The sequence below is a fragment of the Halomonas sp. 18071143 genome (genome assembly GCF_019211725.1).
Classification (GTDB): Bacteria; Pseudomonadota; Gammaproteobacteria; order Pseudomonadales; family Halomonadaceae; genus Vreelandella; species Vreelandella stevensii.
The window spans coordinates 3,161,792-3,183,377 of the sequence record NZ_CP078120.1 but is presented as its reverse complement, the minus strand read 5'-3'; the positions used below and the strand labels follow the sequence as shown (position 1 = coordinate 3,183,377).

General features: G+C 64.5%; 21 protein-coding genes. 7 read left to right on the top strand and 14 right to left on the bottom strand.

Annotated features, from left to right (window positions below; all coding sequences use genetic code 11):
• The 4 genes from eutC to KVY02_RS14940 all read left to right on the top strand — a co-directional run bounded on the left by eutC (position 1) and on the right by KVY02_RS14940 (position 4,077).
• Positions 1 to 840: an ethanolamine ammonia-lyase subunit EutC gene (gene eutC, locus KVY02_RS14955; RefSeq protein ID WP_218313839.1), complete on the top strand. Its 840-nt coding sequence runs from the start codon at positions 1 to 3 to the stop codon at positions 838 to 840.
• A 114-nt stretch (positions 841 to 954) separates the two neighbouring features.
• On the top strand, positions 955 to 1,467 hold the full coding sequence (locus KVY02_RS14950) for a CIA30 family protein (protein ID WP_218313838.1): 513 nt from the start codon (positions 955 to 957) through the stop codon (positions 1,465 to 1,467).
• Between the two features lie 127 nt (positions 1,468 to 1,594).
• On the top strand, positions 1,595 to 3,361 hold the full coding sequence (aceK, locus tag KVY02_RS14945) for a bifunctional isocitrate dehydrogenase kinase/phosphatase (protein ID WP_218313837.1): 1,767 nt from the start codon (positions 1,595 to 1,597) through the stop codon (positions 3,359 to 3,361).
• A gap of 2 nt (positions 3,362 to 3,363) precedes the next feature.
• Positions 3,364 to 4,077, top strand: coding sequence for an SIR2 family NAD-dependent protein deacylase (locus KVY02_RS14940; protein WP_218313836.1), 714 nt, complete (start codon positions 3,364 to 3,366; stop codon positions 4,075 to 4,077).
• A 41-nt stretch (positions 4,078 to 4,118) separates the two neighbouring features.
• On the opposite strand, the gene bioA is transcribed toward KVY02_RS14940, so the two are convergent.
• The 6 genes from bioA to bioB are packed head-to-tail and all read right to left on the bottom strand — an operon-like array spanning position 4,119 to position 9,821.
• On the bottom strand, positions 4,119 to 5,396 hold the full coding sequence (gene bioA / locus KVY02_RS14935; RefSeq protein WP_218313835.1) for an adenosylmethionine--8-amino-7-oxononanoate transaminase: 1,278 nt from the start codon (positions 5,394 to 5,396) through the stop codon (positions 4,119 to 4,121).
• A complete protein-coding gene (gene bioD / locus KVY02_RS14930; RefSeq protein ID WP_218313834.1) occupies positions 5,393 to 6,115 on the bottom strand; it encodes a dethiobiotin synthase in 723 nt (240 codons plus the stop codon). The genes bioA and bioD overlap by 4 nt, the downstream gene beginning before the upstream one ends.
• Positions 6,112 to 6,897: a methyltransferase domain-containing protein gene (locus KVY02_RS14925; protein ID WP_218313833.1), complete on the bottom strand. Its 786-nt coding sequence runs from the start codon at positions 6,895 to 6,897 to the stop codon at positions 6,112 to 6,114. Before KVY02_RS14925 ends, bioD begins: the two co-directional genes overlap by 4 nt.
• Positions 6,894 to 7,604, bottom strand: a complete 711-nt coding sequence (locus KVY02_RS14920) for an alpha/beta fold hydrolase (RefSeq protein ID WP_100731883.1) — start codon at positions 7,602 to 7,604, stop codon at positions 6,894 to 6,896. Before KVY02_RS14920 ends, KVY02_RS14925 begins: the two co-directional genes overlap by 4 nt.
• Positions 7,601 to 8,746, bottom strand: coding sequence for an 8-amino-7-oxononanoate synthase (bioF, locus tag KVY02_RS14915; RefSeq protein ID WP_100731882.1), 1,146 nt, complete (start codon positions 8,744 to 8,746; stop codon positions 7,601 to 7,603). Before bioF ends, KVY02_RS14920 begins: the two co-directional genes overlap by 4 nt.
• Positions 8,733 to 9,821: a biotin synthase BioB gene (bioB, locus tag KVY02_RS14910; RefSeq protein WP_016914946.1), complete on the bottom strand. Its 1,089-nt coding sequence runs from the start codon at positions 9,819 to 9,821 to the stop codon at positions 8,733 to 8,735. Before bioB ends, bioF begins: the two co-directional genes overlap by 14 nt.
• A 168-nt stretch (positions 9,822 to 9,989) precedes the next feature.
• Between bioB and KVY02_RS14905 the strand changes: the two genes are divergently transcribed.
• Positions 9,990 to 10,766 carry a tRNA-uridine aminocarboxypropyltransferase gene (locus tag KVY02_RS14905; protein ID WP_218313832.1) on the top strand — a complete coding sequence of 259 codons (777 nt, stop codon included), beginning with the start codon at positions 9,990 to 9,992 and terminating at the stop codon, positions 10,764 to 10,766.
• On the opposite strand, the gene KVY02_RS14900 is transcribed toward KVY02_RS14905, so the two are convergent.
• From KVY02_RS14900 to def, 8 genes are all read right to left on the bottom strand, one after another.
• Positions 10,767 to 11,675 (bottom strand): DMT family transporter, encoded by a 909-nt coding sequence (locus KVY02_RS14900; RefSeq protein WP_218313831.1) that lies wholly within the window; start codon positions 11,673 to 11,675, stop codon positions 10,767 to 10,769.
• On the bottom strand, positions 11,672 to 12,916 hold the full coding sequence (locus tag KVY02_RS14895; protein ID WP_218313830.1) for a TraB/GumN family protein: 1,245 nt from the start codon (positions 12,914 to 12,916) through the stop codon (positions 11,672 to 11,674). Before KVY02_RS14895 ends, KVY02_RS14900 begins: the two co-directional genes overlap by 4 nt.
• 74 nt (positions 12,917 to 12,990) lie before the next feature.
• Positions 12,991 to 14,439: a TrkH family potassium uptake protein gene (locus KVY02_RS14890; protein ID WP_016914942.1), complete on the bottom strand. Its 1,449-nt coding sequence runs from the start codon at positions 14,437 to 14,439 to the stop codon at positions 12,991 to 12,993.
• 30 nt (positions 14,440 to 14,469) lie between these two features.
• Positions 14,470 to 15,843 carry a Trk system potassium transporter TrkA gene (trkA, locus tag KVY02_RS14885; protein WP_016914941.1) on the bottom strand — a complete coding sequence of 458 codons (1,374 nt, stop codon included), beginning with the start codon at positions 15,841 to 15,843 and terminating at the stop codon, positions 14,470 to 14,472.
• A gap of 111 nt (positions 15,844 to 15,954) precedes the next feature.
• Positions 15,955 to 16,161 (bottom strand): dodecin, encoded by a 207-nt coding sequence (locus KVY02_RS14880; RefSeq protein ID WP_016914940.1) that lies wholly within the window; start codon positions 16,159 to 16,161, stop codon positions 15,955 to 15,957.
• A 59-nt stretch (positions 16,162 to 16,220) separates the two neighbouring features.
• Positions 16,221 to 17,552 carry a 16S rRNA (cytosine(967)-C(5))-methyltransferase RsmB gene (gene rsmB / locus KVY02_RS14875; RefSeq protein ID WP_218313829.1) on the bottom strand — a complete coding sequence of 444 codons (1,332 nt, stop codon included), beginning with the start codon at positions 17,550 to 17,552 and terminating at the stop codon, positions 16,221 to 16,223.
• The gene (fmt, locus tag KVY02_RS14870) at positions 17,549 to 18,547 is read right to left on the bottom strand and encodes a methionyl-tRNA formyltransferase (RefSeq protein ID WP_100732357.1); all 999 of its coding nucleotides are present in this window, start codon (positions 18,545 to 18,547) and stop codon (positions 17,549 to 17,551) included. Before fmt ends, rsmB begins: the two co-directional genes overlap by 4 nt.
• A gap of 136 nt (positions 18,548 to 18,683) precedes the next feature.
• Positions 18,684 to 19,196: a peptide deformylase gene (gene def, locus KVY02_RS14865; protein WP_081136606.1), complete on the bottom strand. Its 513-nt coding sequence runs from the start codon at positions 19,194 to 19,196 to the stop codon at positions 18,684 to 18,686.
• A 183-nt stretch (positions 19,197 to 19,379) separates the two neighbouring features.
• Between def and KVY02_RS14860 the strand changes: the two genes are divergently transcribed.
• Both KVY02_RS14860 and dprA read left to right on the top strand, forming a co-directional pair.
• Positions 19,380 to 20,258 carry a peptidoglycan-binding protein gene (locus tag KVY02_RS14860; RefSeq protein ID WP_218313828.1) on the top strand — a complete coding sequence of 293 codons (879 nt, stop codon included), beginning with the start codon at positions 19,380 to 19,382 and terminating at the stop codon, positions 20,256 to 20,258.
• A 139-nt stretch (positions 20,259 to 20,397) separates the two neighbouring features.
• Positions 20,398 to 21,564 carry a DNA-processing protein DprA gene (gene dprA, locus KVY02_RS14855; protein ID WP_218313827.1) on the top strand — a complete coding sequence of 389 codons (1,167 nt, stop codon included), beginning with the start codon at positions 20,398 to 20,400 and terminating at the stop codon, positions 21,562 to 21,564.
• The last annotated feature ends 22 nt before the right edge of the window (positions 21,565 to 21,586 follow it).

Below are 21,586 nucleotides of genomic sequence, written 5' to 3'. Positions count from 1 at the left end.
ATGCCGAAGCCATCCTCGCAGGACACCAGGGCGCCCATCGTCATCGAGAACCCCTGGGAGCGCCTGCGCGCTTTTACCGATGCGCGCATCGGGCTGGGGCGTGCCGGGGTGAGCCTGCCCACCCATCAGCTGCTTGCATTTCAACTGGCCCATGCCCAGGCCCAGGACGCAGTGCACTGCCCGCTCGCGTGCGAGGCACTGGCCGATGAACTCACCCGGCAACTGGCGTTGGGCTACGCGCCGCTGGTGGTACACAGTCGCGCCGAACACCGGGCAATGTACCTGCAGCGCCCCGACTACGGCCGACGGCTCGACGAACCATCCCGGCAGGCACTGCAGCAAGCGGCGGCGAGCGGCCAGCGCTATGACCTGGCGGTGGTGGTGGTGGATGGCCTCTCGGCCTTGGCGGTGCAGCAGAACAGCGCGCCGTTTCTGGCCGCCCTTTACGACGCACTGCAGCGCGACCACCACGACTGGCAGCTGGCGCCGCTGACCCTCGTCGAGCAGGGGCGCGTGGCCATTGGCGATGAAGTGGGCGCGCTGCTCAATGCCGACGCCGTGCTGGTGATGATTGGTGAGCGCCCCGGCCTCAGCTCGCCGGATAGCCTGGGACTCTACATGACCTGGGCCCCCGAAGTGGGCTTGAAGGATGACCGACGCAACTGCATCTCCAACGTGCGCCCCGCTGGGCTGGCCTATGCAGAGGCGGCAAGGCGTCTGTTGCTGCTATTGAGCGAAGCGCGGGAGCGCAAGCTCTCCGGCGTGAAGCTCAAGGACCGCAGCGAAGACAACGTGCTGGAGGGCAGCCACTCGACCCGGAATTTCCTCGTGGCCGATTGAAACTCCGCCAGGCTTTAATCAGCGCGGCGAATCACCTAGTCTGAAGCTCGGCAGCCCGCCTCTGGCCTTGGTGCCAAGGCGGGCTCATTGGCCAAGCGACAGAGGGAAACCGTGATGATGCTCGATTTTACCGACCCAGCCCTGGGCGATGCCGAACAGGTGCGCTGGTACGCCGTGGACGATGGTGTGATGGGCGGCGTGTCCCACAGTGGCTTTCGTGTGGAAGAGGGGCATGGCTGCTTTTATGGAGAGGTCTCGCTGGAAAATGGCGGCGGCTTTGCCTCGGTGCGCCGTGAGCCCGGCACGTTTGAGCCAAGCCTGGCCAAGGCCAAGGGCATCATGCTGCGGGTGCGCGGCGATGGCCGTCGCTATCAACTGCGCCTCAAAAGCCACGCGCTGGACGATGCGAGTGCCTACCGCGTGGCGTTCACGCCCAGCGCCCAGCAGTGGGAAACGCTGCATTTCAGCTGGGCGCAGTTCGACGCCGTGCGCCGGGGGACGCTGCTGTCCAACGCGCCGCCGCTCGAGCCCGGCACCGTTCACCAGCTGGGCTTTCTGATTGCCGATCGCACCGCCGGACCGTTTCAGCTGGAAATTGCCTTTATCGCGACGTATTCACAGGGCTGATGTACACAGGACGGCTCTTCACAGGGCTTATCTTCACAGGACGACTCTTCACAGGACTAAGGTCGTCTCGTATGTAGTTTGCCGTTCGAGGAGTCTGGGAAGCCTTCTATCGACGTGAGCCAGTCTGATGAAACACTCTCCGGCCTACCGCCTGGCGGCGACGGTACTGCATGGGTTCGATGAGTACCGTGCACGCTTCCAGCAGATCACTCAGGATGCCAGCCGCCGCTTTCGCGATGCGGCGTGGCGCGAGGCGCAGCAAGCCTCGGCGGCGCGGATCAATCTGTACGGGGAAAAAGTCCAGGACACGCTGGGGCGCTTGCAGCGTACGTTTCCCCAGGACGTGCTGGCCTATTGCGAGACCTGGCGAGAAGCCCGCGGGCACTACGCCAATTTGATCGGCCAGCGGTTGGATTACGAGCTGGCCGAGACCTTTTTCAACTCGCTGTTCTGTTCGGTGTTTGAGCATCGCCATATCCGCAACGACTGGATGTTCGTCTACAGCTCCCGTGAAGATGCCGCGCACCGTTCGGGCATCGAGCTGTGCCGCCATCATGCGGTCGACGGCGACTGGGCCGGGGCACTGGCCTGGGCGCTGCAAGAGGCACCGCTGGAGACGCCCTTTGCCCATCTGGAACGCGATAGCCAGTTGGGGGCGGGCTTGCTGGAAGCCCAGCTGCCCGCCCGCCTCTGGCAGGCGGCGGATGCACGGGTGGAGCTGCTCAGCAGCGTTTTCTACCGTAACAAAGGGGCCTACCTGGTGGGCCGTATACTCGGCGATGGTGAGCAGGTGCCGCTGGTGCTGCCGATTCTGCATGGCGAAGGGTGCGGCGAGCAGCAGGGCGGTGACCCTTGCCTGCATTTGGATACCGTGCTCACCGAAACCGATGAAGTGTCGATCATCTTCTCGTTCACCCGCGCTTACTTTCAGGTCGATGTGCCGGTTCCCGGAGAATTCGTGGGCTACCTGAAACAGCTCATGCCCCACAAGCCGGAAGGCGAGCTGTACGCCGCCATCGGCTTTTTCAAACACGGCAAAACCGAGTTTTTTCGCGCCCTGAACCAGCAGGTGGCAAAGCGCGAAGAGCGCTTCATCATCGCCCCGGGCGTGCGGGGCATGGTAATGGCGGTGTTCGTGCTGCCCAGCTTTCGCACCGTGTTCAAGATCATCAAGGACAAGTTCGACCCGGCCAAGGAGGTCACGCCAGCCATCGTGCGAGAGAAGTATCGGCTGGTGAAGCGTCACGACCGGGTAGGACGCATGGCCGATACCCAGGAGTTTTCCAACTTCATCGTGCGCCAGGATCACTTCGCGCCGGAGTGTCTGGCCCATTTGCTGGAAGTTGCCCCTTCCACGGTATCGCTGAAAGGCGACAAGGTGATCATCAAGCACTGCTACACCGAGCGGATGATGACGCCGTTGAACCTCTATCTGGAGCAGTGCAGCGCCGATGAGCGAGTGATGGTGCTGAAGGATTACGGCAATGCCATCAAACAGATGGCAGCCGCCAATATCTTTCCGGGCGATATGTTGCTGAAGAATTTTGGCGTTACCCGTCACGGGCGGGTGATTTTTTACGACTACGACGAAGTGAGCTACCTTACGGAGTGTCGCTTTCGCCACATGCCCAAAGCCCAGCAAGGCGATAGCTACATGGATGGCGGCGCTAGCCTCTCCATCGGCCCCCACGATATCTTCCCCGAGGAGTTCGGCCCGTTCATGTTTGCCAACCCCGAACTTCGCGCGCTGTTCATGGCGCAGCACCCGGAGCTGTTCGACCCGGACTATTGGCTAGGGTTGCAGCAGGCCATTCGCAATGGGCGGGTGATCGATGTCTACCCTTACCGCAACAAGCAACGGTTCTCTGGAACCATCGGCCAACTGGTACATTAGTCATGACTCAACCTCCTCACCTGGTGGTATTGACCGGATCGGGTATTAGCGCCGAAAGCGGCATCAAGACGTTTCGGGCCAGCGACGGCCTTTGGGAAGATCACCCTGTGGAGGACGTCGCCACGCCCGAGGGCTGGCGGCGCAACCCCGAACGGGTGCTGGCCTTCTACGACCAGCGCCGTGAGCAGATCCGCCGGGCCAAACCCAATGCCGCCCACAAGGCGCTGGCCGCACTGGAGCAGGAAGGCTTTCGAGTCAGCGTGGTGACGCAGAATATCGACGACCTGCACGAGCGTGCCGGTTCGCGCCACGTGATGCACCTGCACGGCGAGATTCTCAAGGCGCGCTCATCCGTCGATGCCCGGCTGCGCTATCCGCTGCCCAAGGGAGGAATCCGCCTGGGGGAGGTGTGCGACAAGGGCAGCCAGCTGCGCCCGGACGTGGTGTGGTTCGGTGAAGCCGTGCCGCTCTTCGAAGAGGCCTGCGAGCTGGTCAGCCAGGCCGATTTCCTGCTGGTGGTGGGCACCTCGCTGGCGGTGATGCCCGCCGCGTCGCTGCTGACCTACATCGACTACGATACCCCCTGTGCACTGATAGACCCCGATGCCGATGCGCTCAGCCCGCCTGGCGTGCTGGCGATCAACACCACGGCGGGGGAAGGCGTGCCAGCGCTGGTTCACCAGTGGCGCAAGCAGGGCAACTTGCTCTTGCCTTGAGTCAACGACGGGGCGGAGTGAGCGAACCGATGGATGGCAGGTTACCGGTGCGCTTCGAGAAACCACGCTTTCATGACTCCGGTAATCTGGGTGATCTCGGCGTTCGTCGCAATATAGGCGGGCATGGTGTAGAGCCAGCGGCCAATGGGGCGCAGCCACACGCCCCGTGCTCTGGCAAACGCGGCCACGCCCGCCAGCGCCTCGCTGCCATGGGTCTCGATCACCGCTGTCGCGCCCAGCACCCGGACATCCGCCACCGCCGGGTGCGCGCGCAGCGCCGCGTCCTCCAGCAGCTCGCGCTGTAGCACTTGGCTGAGCGCGGCGATTTTCTCCAGGTAATGCTCCTCTTCGAACACCCGCAGGCTCTCCAGCGCCACGCGGCAAGCCAGTGGATTGCCCATGAAGGTGGGGCCGTGCATGAAGGCGTGGTGCTGACTGTCGCCAATGAACGCCTCGTGCACCCGGTCGGTGGCCAGCGTGGCCGCATGGCCCAGATACCCGCCGGTCAGCCCCTTGGAGAGCACCATGATATCCGGCGTGACGCCCGCGTGGTCGGCGGCAAACAGCCTGCCGGTGCGGCCAAAGCCGGTGGCCACTTCGTCGAAAATCAGCAGCACGCCAAACTCGTCGCACAGCGCCCGAGCGCCGCGCAGGTAGTGCGGCGAGGTCATGTTCAGCCCACCCGCCGCTTGCAGCAGCGGCTCCATGAGCAGTGCGGCGATCTCCTGGTGGTGGCGCGACAGCACCTTTCGGAGCGCAGCGAGGTCACGCTCTACCTGGGCTGGCGTGGCATCGAACGGTGCCGTGGGGGCCGGGGCGAAGTGGTGCTGAGGCAGCAGGCTGGCGAACAGGCCGTGCATGCCCTCTTCGGGGTCGCATACCGCCATGCAGCCGGTGGTGTCGCCATGGTACGCCTTCATCAGCGAGAGCATCTTGCGCTTGCCGGGCTGGCCGATGAGCACCTGATACTGCAGCGCCATCTTCATGGCCACCTCCATGCCCACCGAACCGCTGTCGGAGAAGAACACGTGGTTCAGCCCCGGCGGGGTAATGCGCACCAGCGCCCGTGCCAGCTGGTCGGCGGGGCCGTGGGTCAGGCCCCCCAGCATCACATGGCACAGCTCGCCGGCCTGTTCGCGGATCGCGGCCACCAGGCGCGGATGGCCGTAGCCGTGAATCATGCACCACCAGGAGCAGGTGGCATCCAGCAGGCGTTCACCGCTTTCCAGCGTAAAGTGGCTGCCGCTACCGCCCACCACCTTGGGGGCCGGTGTCTGGGTCTTGAGGTGGGCGTAGGGGTGCCACACGGGAGAGTTCATGGCGTAGCCTCCTGGGCCGTGGGAGTGAGCAGTGTATCCAGGAAGATAAAGCGCTGCGCGGTAGCGGCATCTGCCTGTACCGAATAGGGAATGAGCCCTAAACAGGGCGCAGGCAGGGCGCGTTCGAGCAGTGCCACATTGGCCGCAAAGCGTGCGCTATCGCTGGCAAAGGCAGGATCTACCACGCTGCCCACCCAGCCCGCCAGCGTCACGCCATCGGCAGCGATGGCCTCGGCGGTGAGCCGCGCATGGTTGAGGCAGCCGAGTTTCAGTCCGACGACCAGAATCACCGGCAGGCCCAGCGCGCGGGGCAGGTCGGAAAAATCCTCCTCCTCATTGAGCGGCACTCGCCAGCCGCCGGCGCCTTCGATCAGCGTCAGGTCGCGTGGCGTTTGGCTCAGGGTTTCGCGCAGCGCTTGGGTCACGCTGGCCACACCCAGCACCGTGCCCGCCTCCAGGGCCGCCAAATGGGGCGCAATGGCGGGGGCAAAGGCCCAGGGGTTGATCGTTGGGTAATCCACTGGCGGGAAGCTTTGCGCCTGTAGCGCCAGGGCATCGCGGTTGCGCAGGCCGTTGGGCGTGGCCTCGCTACCTGAGGCAATCGGTTTCAACCCCAGCGTGGTGTACTGGCGCTGACGGGCAGCACACAGCAGCGCGCTGGCGGCCAGGGACTTGCCCGCATCGGTGTCGGTACCGGTGATGAAATAGGTGTTGTTCATTTCGCGCTTTCCAGGCATAGCGTCAGGCAGTGGTAGCTCACCGGCAGCCCCCGCGGCGTGCGTAGTGTTTCATAGCGCAACCGGGCATCGCTCAGTGCCTGGCGGGTGAGCTGCGCGTGGGGTCTTGCCACCTGAGCGCCCACGCCCTTGATAGAGGCCATGACGGCATTCAGGTCGGGGTAGAAAAAGCGCCGCTGCTCGCACACGTGGTGGGAAAGCCGCAAGCCGCTTCGTGCAATTGCCCGTCGCACGGTGCTGGCGTCCGGCGTTTGCAGCAGGGCCTCGGGCCGCTGCCAGGCGGTGGCCACCTCATGAAGCGTGCCGGGCAGCAGGGTGGTGATGCGCGCCTGCCCGCCAGGGGCAAGCACCCGCGCCAGCTCCTGCATGACATCCTCGATGCTTGGGCACCACTGAATCGCCAGATTGGAGAACACCAGCTCAACGCTGGCATCGTTTTGCGGCAGCGCGGCGGCGTCCCCCAGCTGCCAGCGGATGGCATCGCCATAGGTTGCCTGGGCGTGGGCGAGCATGCCCGGGGCCAGGTCGAGCCCGGTGATGGTGGCCTCCGGGTAATGGGTGGCCAGCCGCTGGGTCCAGTAGCCGGTGCCGCAGCCCAGGTCGAGCACCTGCTGGGCGCTCTTCGGCAGCGTTTGCCAGAGCGCTTCACCGATATCGCGCTGGGCGCTGGCGAGCGCGTCATAGCGCGGCGCCGCTCGGGAGAAGGCCCGAGCAACGCGGGCCTGCCAGTGGGGTACGGGGGTAGAGAGCAACGGTGAGTTCATCGCGGCACCTGTGTCGCCTGCTCGGCCACTTGAGCGGCGAGCTGGGCCGGGCGTGACAGCATCGGGCAGTGCCCGGTGTCTTCCAGCCGCAAGGCCTGTTGGCGAGTGCGGTTTGGCAGCAGCGGGTCCTGAGCGCCTGCGAGCAGGTGGATAGGACAGGGCGGTGCCACGAAGTGCGCGCGGTTGTCCAGCGTGGCCAGCCATGTCAGGCCTTGGGCCAGGGTGGCAGAGTCCGCGCAGGGCGCGTCGCCCAGCAGCCCACTGAGTTGGCGGTGAGCCTCGCGAGCGTTGGGTTCGCCCTGGCACTGCCAGCGTAGAAAGTGGCGCCATGTGGCCATGGCGTCGCGGCGAAAGGCGCGCTGAAAGCTGGCAAGCTCGTCACGGGTCACGCCGCCGTCTTCCGCGTCGTCGTAAAAACGCTGGCCAATACCCAGCAATAGCAGGGCGTGAGGGGGTGGCAAATGGTCCAGCAGTGCCGTGGCCAGCAATCCCCCCAGCGACCAGCCTACCCAGACGGCATCGCTGGGGAGTTGGCTGGCCATGCGCTCGGCCAGGGCGGCAAGGCGAGCAGGGGCGGGGAGCGCTGGTGAAACACCGTACCCTGGCCACTCGACGGTAATCGGCTCGACGGTGTTGGGCCAGTGCGCTTCCAGGGGCTGCCAGATACGGCTATCGATGCCCCAGCCAGAGAGCAGGACAAGCTTCATCGCCGCTCCTCGTGCAGGCAGATCGCGGCCACGTCCAACAGCCGGTCGATATCGCTCTGGGTATGGCGGGCGCTTAACGTGATACGCAGTCGCGCCTCGCCGTTGGGCACCGTGGGCGGGCGTATCGCGCCTACTTGAATATCGTGTTTATCGAAACGGGTGGCCCAGGCCATGGTGCGCTGCTCACTGCCCAGTAGCAGCGGCTGAATCGGCGTGTGGGAGTGGCCCAGGGGAAGCCCCAGGGCCGTGGCCTGCTGGCGAAAGTAGTCGATGTGGCGCGCAAGCCGCTGTCGGTGCTCCGGTTCCCGCTGGACGATGGTGAGCGCTTCCAGGGTGGCGGCGGCAATGCCGGGCGGTTGGGCGGTGGTGTACACATAGCTGCGGGCAAACTGAATCAAGTGCTCGATCAGTGCCGCATCCCCCGCCACGAAAGCGCCCGCGGTGCCCAGCGCTTTGCCCAGGGTGCCGACCAGAATCGGCACCTGCTGGCTATTGAAGCCTGCCACGCAGCCTGCGCCGTTTTCGCCGAGCACGCCAAGCCCGTGGGCATCGTCGATCATCAGCCAGGCGCCGTGTTGCTGGCTGAGGTGGGCGAGCTGTTCGATGTCGGCGATATCACCGTCCATGCTGAACACGCCGTCGCTCACCACCAGCTGATGGGTGGCCCGGCTGCGCGCCAGTAGACGCGCCAGGTCCTGGCCATCGCGGTGGTGGTAGCGTCGGGAGCGGGCGCCGCTCAGCGCGGCCCCGTCGAGTAGCGAGGCGTGATTGAGGCGGTCCTGAAAAATCGCGGTGTGGGAATCCGCCAGCGCTTGCAACACGCCCAGGTTCGCCATATAGCCGGTGGAGAACAGCAGCGCCCACTCGCGCCCGGTCCACTCGGCTAGCGCAGCTTCCAGGGCGTCGTGAATGCCCAGGTGGCCGCTGACCAGATGCGACGCCCCGGCCCCGGCGCCAAAGCGCTTGGCGCCTTCTGCCTGGGCGGCTTGCACCCGTGGGTCCTGGGCAAGGCCCAGGTAGTCGTTGCCGGCAAAGTCCAGCGCAGCGTGAGACGCGACTCGGCGGGAGCGCCAGCGCTGCAGGCGCTCCCGCTCGTTACGAGCGGTTGCCAAGCGCTGCTGCCACGCCTCAGACACTGGCATCCACCGCCAGCGCCGCAGCGCGTTCGGCCTGGGCATTGCGCTGAGCCTGCTGGGCCAGCCGCTCGCTATGCTGCGTGTCGTCTTCGCAGGTATCGCGGCGCTCGGGGTGCAGGCCCAGCTTGGCAAACAGCGCGCGGTCGCGCTCTGCCTGGGGGTTGCCGGTGGTCAACAGCTTGTCGCCGTAGAAGATCGAGTTGGCACCGGCCAGAAAGGCAAGCGCCTGGGTGGATTCGCTCATCTGCTCGCGGCCTGCCGAGAGGCGCACATGGCTCTGGGGCATCATGATGCGCGCCACGGCAATGGCGCGGATGAACGTCAGCGGGTCCAGGTCCTCCGCGTTTTCCAGCGGGGTGCCCGGCACCTTTACCAGCATGTTGATCGGCACCGACTCAGGATGCGGGGAGAGCCTGGCCAGCTGTTGCAGCAGCGCGCTGCGATCCTGGGCGCCTTCGCCCATGCCGAGAATACCGCCAGAACACACCTTCATACCGGCATCGCGCACGGTGGCCAGGGTTTCCAGGCGGTCGCTGTAGGTGCGCGTGGTGATGATCTCGCCGTAGTAGTCGGGGGAGGTGTCGAGGTTGTGGTTGTAGTAGTCCAGCCCCGCAGCGGCCAGCCGGGTGGCCTGTTCACCATCGACCATGCCCAGCGTCATGCAGGTTTCGAGCCCCAGCGCTTTCACTTGACGCACCATCTCTTCCACCGCCAGCAGATCCTTGTCCCGGGGGCTGCGCCAGGCCGCTCCCATGCAGAAGCGGCTGGCGCCTGCCTCTTTGGCGGCCTTGGCCTGGGCCACCACTTTCTCTATTTCCAGCAGCTTCTCTTTTTCCAACTGAGTGTTGTAGTGACCCGACTGGGGGCAGTACTTGCAGTCTTCCGGGCAGGCCCCGGTCTTGATCGACAGCAGGGTAGACACCTGCACCGCGTTGGCATCGAAGTGTGCCCGATGCACCTGCTGGGCCTGAAACAGCAGGTCGTTGAAGGGCAACGCAAATAGCGCGTCGATTTCCTCGAGGGTCCAGTCATGGCGCGGAGCGGCGTCAGCCGAGTGAGAAGCCGTCGTGTGAGTGGTCACGGGTAAACCTTTTTTAATTTGAAAGTTGACAGGACTCTAGCGGTGAGATGTCAAGGGTGTCAACTTTTAATGATTGGTTGGTTTACTGGAGGGCGGGGGAAGGGAACATTCGTCACGGTGCACGGCCTGCTTTATACTCTGCGCCCTTTGATCACCACTGGAGCGCAGATGCCTGACGCGACCTCGCTGCCCCCTGAGCATGACGCCTTGACCGACCGCGACCCGGCCACGGGGCACCCGCGACCGCCGCGGCGCGAATTCAAAGCGCGCGGCAGCTTCGTCAAGCGCTGCGAAGGGTGCAATCTGCCCGAGTTGAACTGCCTGTGCCCTTATCAGGTCAAGGCAGAGAGTGACGCCCAGGTGTGGCTGCTGACCCACTCCATCGAGCACTTCAAGCCGACCAATACCGGCCGCCTGATTGGCGATGTGCTGACCAACACTCGGGTATTTACCTGGTATCGCACGGCGCCGGACGAGGCGCTGGCCGCGCTGCTGCAAGATCCGCGCTACGCGCCGTTCGTGATTTTTCCTGACGACCAGCCGGATTACGCGGAGCGGGTGGTGGGGCTGGAGGCCGTCCAGGCGGTCAAGCAGCAGTCGCGTATTCCAGTCTTCATCATTCTGGACGGCACCTGGCGGCAGGCCCGGCGTATGTTCCGCAAGAGCCCTTACCTGGACACGCTGCCGGTATTGCCGCTGCGTACCGAGCGCGAAACCCGCTACCGGCTGCGCAAGCCCGCCTCGAAAGCCCACCTGTGCACCGCCGAGGTGGCCATCGAACTGCTGCGTCAGAGCGGTGATGAAAACGCCGCCAGCGTGCTGGACGACTACTTCGATGTGTTCAACGACAGCTACGCCGAGAGCCGCTATTACCGCAAGATCGAGGAGCCAACGGCGGCCATGACTCGGCTGTTGGCCCGAAAAGCGGGGGATGCGCCGTGCTGATCAAGGCCTGGCGGCGGGGAGCCAGCGCAACAGCAGCTTGCGCACCCAGTACCAGCGGTTGATCAGCAGGGCCGCGAAAATCAGCGTGCAGCCGGTGAGTTGAAGCACCGACATGGTTTCGTTGAACCACCAGGCGGCCAGCAGCGCTGTCCAGACGGCCTCCAGCATCAGAATGACCGCGGCATGGCTCGGCGTGGTCATGCCCTGCGCCTTGATCTGAAGATAGAACCGCAGCGAGCTGGCCAGCAGCACGCTGGCCAGAAACCAGCCCAGAATCGGGGCATCGAGGGAGAGCGTCTGCTCTTCCATGACCCATGAAACAGCGGTCAACACGATGCCCACGGAAAGCAGCTGCAGCGTGGTCAACGACAGGGCAGGCACATTGCGCACCACCCGCCCATTGACGTTGATCAGCAGCGCGAAGCACAAGGCCGCGCAAAGCATCAGCAGCTGGCTGGCCTCTACCCGAAAACCGGCATTCAGCGATAACAGCGCAAAGCCTGTCAGCGCGACGGGCAGGGCTACCCAGGTGCTGGTGGCGGGACGGTCGCCAAACAGCAGGCGAGCCACCACTGGCACCAGCAGAATGCCCAGGCTGTTGATGAAGGCGCTTTCTCCCAGATGCTGGGAGTGATGCAACCCCAGCACCCAGAAGGCGATGGCCGCACTGAACAGTACGCCTACCAGCAGGCCGCGGCGAATACGCCGGGCCGGCAGATGGCGCAGCGTCGGCCAGGCGAAGCCCAGCAGAATGACCCCCGCGAGCAGAAAGCGGGTGCCGATGAACAGCAGCGGAGGCATGCCTGCCAGCGCTTCCTTGGAAAATATCCACCCGCCTGCTGCCAGGGTGGTCACCAGCAGCAGGGCATCGGCCTGCCAGGGAGCTTGCCGAATGGTGCTATGGCTCACGCGGCGCCGCCAAACAGCGCCCCGGCAATTCTGAAGCCTGCCACCCAGGTGCCAATGGCCGAACCTACCGTGGCGAGAATGAACACCAGCAGCGTGCGTGACACGCGGTTTTTCCACCAGCCTTTCAGTTGCGTCACGTCATGGCGCAGGGTGGAGAAATCGCGCACCTTGGGTTTGCGCATGTACAGCTCGACCCCGGCGGCCACGAAACCGGCGCCAATGGTGGGGTTGAGCGACGTTAGCGGCGCAGCAAAGAAGGTCGCGATCACGGTGAGCGGATGCGCCAGGGCAATCAGGGTCGCTCCCCCGGATAGCAGGCCATTGATCAAGAACCACTCCATCACCAGCTGCCAGCCCAACTCGGTATTACGCGAAAAACCGACCACAAAGCCGGTGAGCACCAGTGCGGTGACCAGCCAGGGCATGGCTTTCCATAGCTTGGAGGGCGGCGGAGTAGCTTCCAGCGATTCCCGCTCCTGGGTCGGGTTTTCCGGTAGCGGTGTTTCCAGGTGCTCGCCGGTGCCTTTCAGGTGGCCTGCGCCGAGCACGACCAGCACGTTCGAGTAGCGCCCGGGAGGTGCCTCTTCGGCCAGGCGTAGCGCCATGTAGCGGTCGCGTTCGCGGATCAGCGGGGTGTAGAGCGTTTCCGATTCCGCCGCGAATTCGCTGAAGGTGGCTTCCAGCATATCGCCCTCCTTGAGCTTTTCGATCTCCTCCCTGGAGACATCCTGACGGGAGAGCACGCTGCCAATCAGCCCGGAAAATAGCGAGAAGCGCTGCCACCAGGGCACGTTGCTGTAGATGCGCTTGAGCGTGATGCCCACATCGCGGTCCACCAGCAGCAGCGGCAGTTGGCGAGCACGGCACTCATCCACCGCCGCGCGCATTTCGGCCCCTGGCTGGATGCCTGACTGCTCGGCGATACGCTGCTGGAAGGCCCCCAGCGCCAGGCTGGCGGCGACCATGCCGGCCTTGCCCTGCTTGAACACTTGAAACAGGTCCTGCTCGCCCATGGCATCGGGGTTGTCCATGCTGTGATGGCGGGCGTCACACAGCTCGATGGCCACCGCATCGAAATGGCCGGTAGCAATCAATTGGCGCACGTCATCGGCGCTTTCGGCCGAGACATGGGCCGTGCCCAGCAGGGTGTAGCAGGTGTCGCCCACGGTCACGGTTTTCAGCGGGCCGCTAGTGGAGGGCAGGGGCGGCGTCGGTGGCCGCGTAGTGTCATCGTGGGTCATTCAACAGTCTCGATATATAAGTATAAAAAGGTGAAAACGTACACAAGCCGTCAGTACCGGGGCTCAGTGGTGTATCAACGCCGCCAGAAGGCCGGAGTAAAGAGCACCAGGACGGTGAAAATTTCCAGGCGCCCCATCAACATGGCCAGTACCAGAATCCATTTGGCCAGGCTGGGTAAGTCGCCATAGTGGCTGCTGGCTTCGCCTAGCGCGGGGCCCAGGTTGTTGAGCGCCGAGCCCACCGTCGACCAGGCGGTCACTTGATCCACGCCGGTGGCCATCACGCCCACCAGCATCAGGAAGAACAGCATGACATAAGCCGAAAAAAAGCCCCATACCGCCTGCGCGATGCTGTCGGGAACGCTGACCTTGCCGACCTTCACCGCAATGACCGCGTTGGGGTGAATCAGGCGCATGACTTCGCGCATGCCCTGCTTGAGAATCAGGATGATGCGGATCACTTTCATGCCGCCAGCGGTGGAGCCCGAGCAGCCCCCTACGAAGGCGGCAATGAACAGCAGAAACGGAATTGCCCCGGGCCAGCCGGAGAAGTCGGCCACGGCGAACCCCGCCGTGGTAGCCACGGAGACGACCTCGAACAGTGCATGCCGCAGGCCGGTGATGTCGTGGTAGGTGTTGGTCAGCCACAGGGTAATGACGGTAATCACGGTCAGCCCCGCCAGGAACAGCAGCAGAAACCGGGCTTCCGGGTCCTGAAAATAGTGGGTCAGGCGCTTCTCGCGCCAGGCCACGAAGTGGAGGCTGAAGCTCACCGCCGAAATCAGCATGAAACTGATGCAGATCAGCTCGATGGCGGCGCTATCGAAATAGCCGATGCTCAGGTCATGGGTCGAAAATCCGCCGATGGCCACGGTGGAAAAGCTGTGGCCCAGCGCATCGAACCAATCCATGCCCGCGATCATGTAAGCCACGAAGCAGGCAAAGGTCAAGGTGGCGTAGATATACCACAGCGCCTTGGCGGTTTCGGTGATGCGCGGCGTCAGCTTGGAGTCTTTCAGCGGCCCCGGAATTTCCGTGCGGTACAGGGCCATGCCCCCGACCCCCAGGGTCGGCAGGATGGCCACCGCCAGTACCACGATGCCCATGCCGCCCAGCCACTGCAGCTGCTGGCGGTAGTAGCGGATCGACTCGGGCAGGAAATCGATGCCGGTAATGACCGTGGCCCCGGTGGTGGTCAGGCCCGAAAAGGATTCGAAGACGGCATCGGTAATACTCAGGGAGCCCTCGCCGAACAGCATCAGCGGCAGCGAGCCAAACAGTGCCAGCACGGTCCAGAACATGGCCGCGATGATGAAACCGTCCCGAATGCGCAGCTCCTTGCGCGCCCGGCGATTCGGCAGGTAGATCAGCAGGCCGGTGATGACGGAAATCGCGATGCCGCTCATGAACGCGTGCCAAACGCCGTCGCGAAACCACAGCGACATCAGCATGGGAGGCAGCATGGTGAGGCTGAACAGCATCAACAGCAGCCCCAGGATACGTAGAATAATCCGCAGGCTCATGGCAGGGAGGGTCTCATTGCTGGCTGGTTCCTAGAAAAACGTCAATCCCACCTGGAAAAGCCGCTCGACGTCGCGGATACGCCGTTTGTCGATCACGAACAGAATCAGGTGATCACCGCTCTCCACACGCACGTCGCCGTGGGCAATCATCACCTCTTTGCCGCGCACCACGGCACCGATGGTGGTGCCTTCGGGAAGCTCGATCTCATCGATGGTGCGGCCCACCACCTTGGAAGACTGCTTGTCGCCGTGGGCAATGGCCTCGATGGCTTCCGCCGCGCCCCGGCGCAGGGAGTGCACGTTGACGATATCGCCCCGGCGCACGTGGGTCAGCAGGCTGCCGATGGTGGCCTGCTGCGGTGAAATGGCGATATCGATATCGCCACCCTGGACCAGGTCCACGTAGGCGGCGTTGTTGATCAGCGTGAGCACCTTCTTGGCCCCCAGCCGCTTGGCCAGCAGCGACGACATGATGTTCACCTCGTCGTCGTTGGTCAGGGCGCAGAAGATGTCGCAATCCTCGATGTTCTCTTCTTCCAGCAGGCGCTTGCTGGTGGCGCTGCCGTGCAGCACCACGGTGCGGTCCAGCCGTTCCGAGAGCGTGGTACAGCGCTCCAGGCTGTGCTCGATGATCTTGACCTGATGGCTATGCTCCAGATGCTCCGCCAGGCGTTCGCCGATGTTGCCACCCCCGGCAATCACCACCCGGCGGAAGTCGCGCTCCACCTTGCGCAGCTCGCTCATCACCGCGCGGATATCCCGCCGTGCCGCCAGGAAGAACACTTCGTCGTCGGCTTCGATGACCGTGTCGCCCTGGGGGATGATCGGTCGATTGCGCCGGTAGATGGCGGCGACGCGAGTTTCCACGTTGGGCATGTGCTTGCCCAGGAAAGCGAGATTCTGGCCCACCAGCGGGCCGCCATAGAAGGCTTTCACCGCCACCAGCTGCACCAGCCCTCCGGCAAACTCCAGCACCTGCAGGGCGCCGGGATGCTCGATCAAACGGCGCACGTGGTCGGTCACCACCTGTTCCGGGCTGATCAAGACGTCGATGGGAATGGCTTCGTGGGCAAACAGGCCCTTGCGGGTGAGGTAAGCCGTGGAGCGTACCCGCGCGATCTTGGTGGGGGTGCGAAACAGCGTGTGGGCCACCTGACAGGCGATCATGTTGATCTCGTCGGTGTTGGTCACCGCGATCAGCATGTCGGCGTCTTCGCAGCCTGCCTGGCGCAGCACGATGGGATAGGAGCCCGCACCGGTGACCGTGCGGATATCCAGCTTGGTGTGCAGCTCGCGTAGCCTGGCGCCGTCGGTGTCGACGACGGTGATGTCGTTTTCCTCGCGGGCAAGATGCTCCGCCAGGGTGCCGCCGACCTGGCCGGCGCCGAGAATGATGATTTTCATCGCTAAGCATCGGTTCCGTTATGAGCGCCAGCGTTTTATCAGCACGCGGTGTGCGCTGCAACAAAGACGGCGGCCAGTGTAAACCAGCCGCCGTCGAAAAGCAGGTGACGATTACTCCAGCGTGAAGCCGACCTTGATCGTGACCTGCCAGTGGGCAACACGCCCATCTTCGATGTGACCGCGCGTATCGGTCACTTCCAGCCAACGCATGTTGTGCACGCTTTCGGACGCTTTGGCCAACGCGTTCTGCACGGCTTCCTCAATACCTTTTTCGGAAGAGCCGGTAAGTTCGATGTGCTTGTAGGTGTGATGACTCATGTGTTCTCCATCCTTGTCATGAATTCACTGCCTAATGCCCCTGAGGCCAGGCGCTTGCCTTAGGCAGTCTGCTTCTCCAGTCTGGCATAAAAAAAGCCATCGTGACTGTTTTGTGCGGGAAACAGTTGCCTGCCCGGCCCACTGGGCTCGCCCCAGGCCACATCGTTCGGCGTGGTGGCCCGGGCGTCGGGGGTGCGGGCCAGGAAGGCCTCGATCTGGCCGCTGTTCTCTTCCGGCAGCACCGAGCAGGTGGCGTAGAGCAGCGTACCGCCGGGGCGGAGCAGCGGCCACAGGTTGTCGAGCAGGCGCTGCTGCAGGCTGGCCAGCTGACGAATGTCCTCCTTGCGGCGCAGGGCCTTGATGTCCGGATGGCGGCGAATCACGCCCGTGCCGGAGCAGGGGGCATCCAGCAAAATGGCATCGAACGGCGTCCCGCTCCACCAGTCGCGGGTGGTCGCATCGGCATGTTTCAGCTCTGCAGCGAGCCCCAGCCGAGCGAGGGTGTCATCGACACGCGCCAGGCGCTGATTGTCGCTGTCCAGCGCTGTCAGGGCGATATCGAACTGCTCCAGCAAATGGGCCGTCTTGCCGCCTGGGGCGCAGCAGGCATCCAGCACATGGGCGCCGGGCCTGGGGGCCAGGGCCGGGCCCAGCAGAGCGGCCGACAGCTGGGCGGCTTCGTCCTGTACGCTGACGTGCCCCTGGGCAAAGCCGGGCAGTACGGTTACGTCGCAGGGGGTGTGCAGCGTAATACCGTCCGGGGCGTGCAGGCACAGCTCGCCGCCCAACCCCTGCTCGGTGAGCCGCGTGAGGTAGGTTTCACGGTCGTTGTGCCGCTGGTTGACGCGCAGTGTCATCGGGCCGGGCTCGTTGTTGGCCTGGGCGATGGCCCGCCACTGGTCGGGCCAGGCGCTGCGCAGCTTGCCCAGCAGCCATTGGGGGTGCTCCAGGGCGACGCTTTCATCACGGTCCACCTCGGCCTGCAGCGCGTCGGCTTCGCGCTGCAGGCGTCGCAGGCAGCCATTGAGCACTCGTGTTGCCCACTCCTTGTCCAGCAGGCGGGCGGCGCCGGCGGTTTCGCCCACGGCGGCGTGGGCCGGGGTACGCATGTAGAGCAGTTGATAAATACCGATCAGGAGCAGGGCCTGAACGTCGGCGTCGCGCTTCTTGAACGGCTGCTTCAGCAGGCGTTGGGCCAGCGCCTGAAGGCGCGGCAAGCGGCGGCAGGTGCCATAGCACAGCTCCTTGAGCAGCGCGCGGTCCCTAGCTACTACGCTGTGCTCGTCCAGCCCCGCCAGGGAGCCCTTGTCGGTGAGGATCGGCACCAGGCTTCTGGCCGCCGCCGCACGCACGTCCAGTCCGCTCCCCGTGGGTGTGCGCGGTAGGTTCATTGGGCGGCTCCTTTCAGTGGCTGGGGTCCTTCCAGCGACTGGCCCAGGCAACGGCCCACGGTCAGCGGCGTTTGGCGAGCGTTCAACAAGTCACGGACGGCCATGGCCTTGCCGCCGGGCAGTTGCGCTCGGCTGACGCACAAGACCTCCTGGCCCTGGGCGCCGCAGGCAATGCGCAGGTGCTCTTCACCGTGCGCCAGCAGCGTGCCCGGTGGGCAGGCGGGCTGCTCGCCGGGCTCGACGCTGGCCATCAGCAGGCGCAGGCGGTCGCTGCCCAGCGCGCACCAGGCCACGGGCCAGGGGTTGAAGGCGCGAATCTTGCGCGCCAGCTGCTCGGCAGGCTGAGAGAAGTCCAGTTCGGCCTCGGCCTTGCTGAGTTTGGCAGCGTAGGTGACGCCTTCGTCGGGCTGGGCGGTGGCCTGAAGGCTGCCGTTGTCGAGGTTGTCCAGCACGTGGATCAGCGCATTGGCCCCTTGAATGGCCAGGCGGTCGTGCAGGTCGCCGCCCGTGGTGCGCGGCGTGATCGGGGTGCGCACTTCGTGCAGCATGGCGCCGGTATCCAGACCCGCATCCATCTGCATGATGGTGACGCCCGAGGCGCTGTCGCCCGCTTCGATGGCGCGCTGGATGGGCGCCGCGCCGCGCCAGCGGGGAAGCAGCGAGGCGTGTACGTTGATGCAGCCCAGGCGCGGCGTATCCAGCACTGCCTGGGGGAGCAGCAGCCCATAGGCCACCACGACCATCACATCGGCGTTCAGGGCCGCCAGCTCGGCCTGGGCCTCGGCGTCTTTCAGGCTGACGGGTTGATACACCGGCAGCGCCTGGGCTTGAGCCAGCTGTTTGACCGGGCTGGGAGTGAGTTTACGTCCCCGACCGGCAGGGCGGTCGGGCTGGGTGTAGACCGCCACCACTTCGTGTTCGCTGTCGAGAAGGGCAGCAAGGCTGGAGGCGGCGAAGTCTGGCGTGCCAGCAAAAACAACGCGTAACGGTGACATGGTGGAGAGCCCTTGAGTGAAAAGAGAAAGTGCTGCCGATGAAACGCAGGAGGGCCGAGAGGCAGCGTTGTCGTCACAGGTAAGCTTGTGGGGCAACGTTGTCAGCTCGGCCCAGGGCCAGATGACGCAACCGGGGTCAGGCGTCGTTCATCTGCTTGTAGCGTTTCTGCATTTTTTTCATGACCCGGTCGCGCTTGAGCGGGGACAGATAATCCACGAACAGCACGCCTTCCAGGTGATCGTACTCATGCTGAATGCAGTGGGCCAGCAAGCCGTCGGCTTCCAGCTCGTAGGGCTCGCCGTGGCGGTCCAGCGCCGTCAGCTTGACCTTCAGGTAGCGCGGTACTTCGGCGTAATACTCAGGAATCGACAGGCAGCCTTCCGACAGCGGCTCGCGCTCTTCGCCGATAGGCTCATAGCGCGGGTTGATCATCACCAGCGGCTGGGAGTTGTCGTCGCTGACATCCATGACCACCACCCGGCGGTGCACGTCGACTTGCGTGGCGGCCAGGCCGATTCCACGGGCGTCGTACATGGTCTCCAGCATGTCATCCACGAGCTGGCGGACCTCGTCGTCCACGGTTTCCACCGCGACCGCCTTGGTGCGCAGGCGCTCGTCAGGAAATACGAGAATAGGAAGTTTGGCCATGGCGTTACCGTCACCGTTTATGCAGAGTCTTGAAGATGAGCAGGCGCCGCGCTGGGTTGGCGGGCCTAAGTGCTTTATATTGACCACTATATCACGCCATAAGCGTTCCTGGGCACGCGCCGCGCCGTGGCGCCCCCGCAACTGCTTCAAACAATCATCAGGGGATAACGAGGGGAGAACGGGATGGTGGCTAGAAAGCCGTTGTATCACAGCGTGTTTGGGGTGCTGCTGGCGGTGCTGGCGCTAAGCCCGGCGGCGCACGCCTGGGAGCGGCTGCGCAGTGATGGCCAGCCGTGCCTGACACTGGAGCGTGGTCAGAGTGTGGTGCGGCTATCGCCACAAATGCGCAGCGTTCCCGAGCGGGAAGCGATCACGCCCATTCCCATGGACGTGGTGCGTTCTTTCTTGCGCGACCACCGGGTGGTCGAGCCGGGTGAGGACATTCAGGAGTTGGCCTATGTGGTGGGTGGCGACAACCAGCGGCTGATCAGCGGTGCCGGGGATACGCTCTATGTGCGTGGCGAGCTGCCCGCCCGCCAGCGGCTGGGCATCTATCGCCCTGGCGAGCCTTACCTGGCAGCAGACGGCACCCTGCTGGGCGACGAGTTGATCAGTATCGGCGAAGCGCGGCGCATCAGCAGTGAAGGCGATATTTCACGTGTCGAAGTACTGAATGCCAACCAGGAAGTGCGCAACAACGACATCCTCCTGCCACTGGAAGATATTCCGATCAGCGAGGCCTTTACTCCCAGGGCGCCGCTGAACCAGGTGGCTGGGCGGATCGTGGCCGTGCCAGGCGGCGTTCGCTTCATTGGCCGACTGCAGGTCGTGGCGCTGGATCTAGGCACCCAGGATGGCTTGCAGCCCGGCCATGTCCTGCGTGTCGATCAGCAGGGCGAAGTGGTCAACGACCCGCGCACCCAGGAGCTGATTCAGTTGCCCGCCACCGAGGCGGGCCTCGTGATGATCTTCAAACCCTACAGTCACATGAGCTATGCGCTGGTCATGCAGGCTTCCAATGTGTTGGCCGTGGGTGACGTGGTGAGATCTCCTCAGCGCTAGTTTTCGTGCATTTCGTACTCAGCCTGGTTTTCGTACATAACCTGGTTTTTGTACATAGCTTGGTTTTTGTACATAGCTTGGTTTTTGTACATAGCCCGGTAAGCCGCAGGGGTACTCGAACGATGAAAAGGAGGTGGCGATGGACGCCAGGGAGTGGCTGGTAATCAATGCACTGCCCGGCATGGGCGCAACCCGTATTGCACAGCTGGTGGCCCGCTCGCCCCAGTGGCCCCAGGGCTGGCTGGCGGCGCTGCCCAGTGCGGCGGCCAATGCCCTCAGATTATGGCTGGCGCAGCCTCAGCGCAGCCCGCTTCAAAAGGTGGTGGAAGAGACCGAGGCGTGGCTTGATAAGGCGCCCCATCGTCATCTGCTGCACCGCGACCACCCGGCCTGGCCTGCGCTGCTGAACCAATTGCCGGACCCGCCCGTGGTGCTGTGGGCACAAGGGGATTTGCAGGCGCTGGAGGGCCCGGGCCTGGCCATGGTGGGTACCCGCAAACCGACCGCCGAAGGCAGTGGCCATGCCCAGGCGTTTGCCCGTGAGCTGGCCAGCCGTGGCTGGTGCATCGTCAGCGGTATGGCGCTGGGCGTCGATGGCGTTGCCCAGCGCGCCGCGCTGGCCGCCGGAGGGCATTCGATCGCCGTGCTGGGGTGTGGGGTGGACGTCATTTATCCGGCGCGCCACCGCGAGCTGCACGAGCAGCTGAGCACCCAGCCCGGCGGGCTGCTGCTTTCCGAACACCCGCCGGGCACCGTGGCGCGTCCGGCCTTTTTTCCACGCCGCAACCGCATCGTCACCGGGCTTTCGTTGGGGACCCTGGTGGTCGAAGCCACCGAGAAAAGCGGCTCGCTGGTGAGTGCCCGGCTGGCGCTGGAGCAGGGACGAGAGCTGTTTGCCCTGCCGGGGTCGCTGCATAACGTTCAAGCCCGTGGTTGCCTGCAGCTGTTGCGCAATGGCGCGACGCTGGTGCGCCACGTGGAGGACATTCTGGCCGAGCTGCAGCACTGGGCACCGCATTATTGGCCGATGCTCACGCCCTCGGAGGCAGCGCCTGCCGAGACGGCCTCGCCTGCGGCCCCCGCGCCGATGTTGCCAACGCCCTCTGCCCAGACAGACTCTGCCCAGACAGAGCCGCCTGACCGCCTGCTGCACGCGCTGGGGCCTTCCCCCACGCCCATCGACTGGCTGGTGCAGAGCACGGGGCTGTCGGTCAGTGAGTGTCAGCAGCGGCTGTTGATGCTGGAGCTGGAAGGGCAGGTGGCCCAGCGTGCGGGTGGCTGGGTTCGGCTGACGGCAGCATGGTAAGATGGCGCTTTCTTGATCTGAT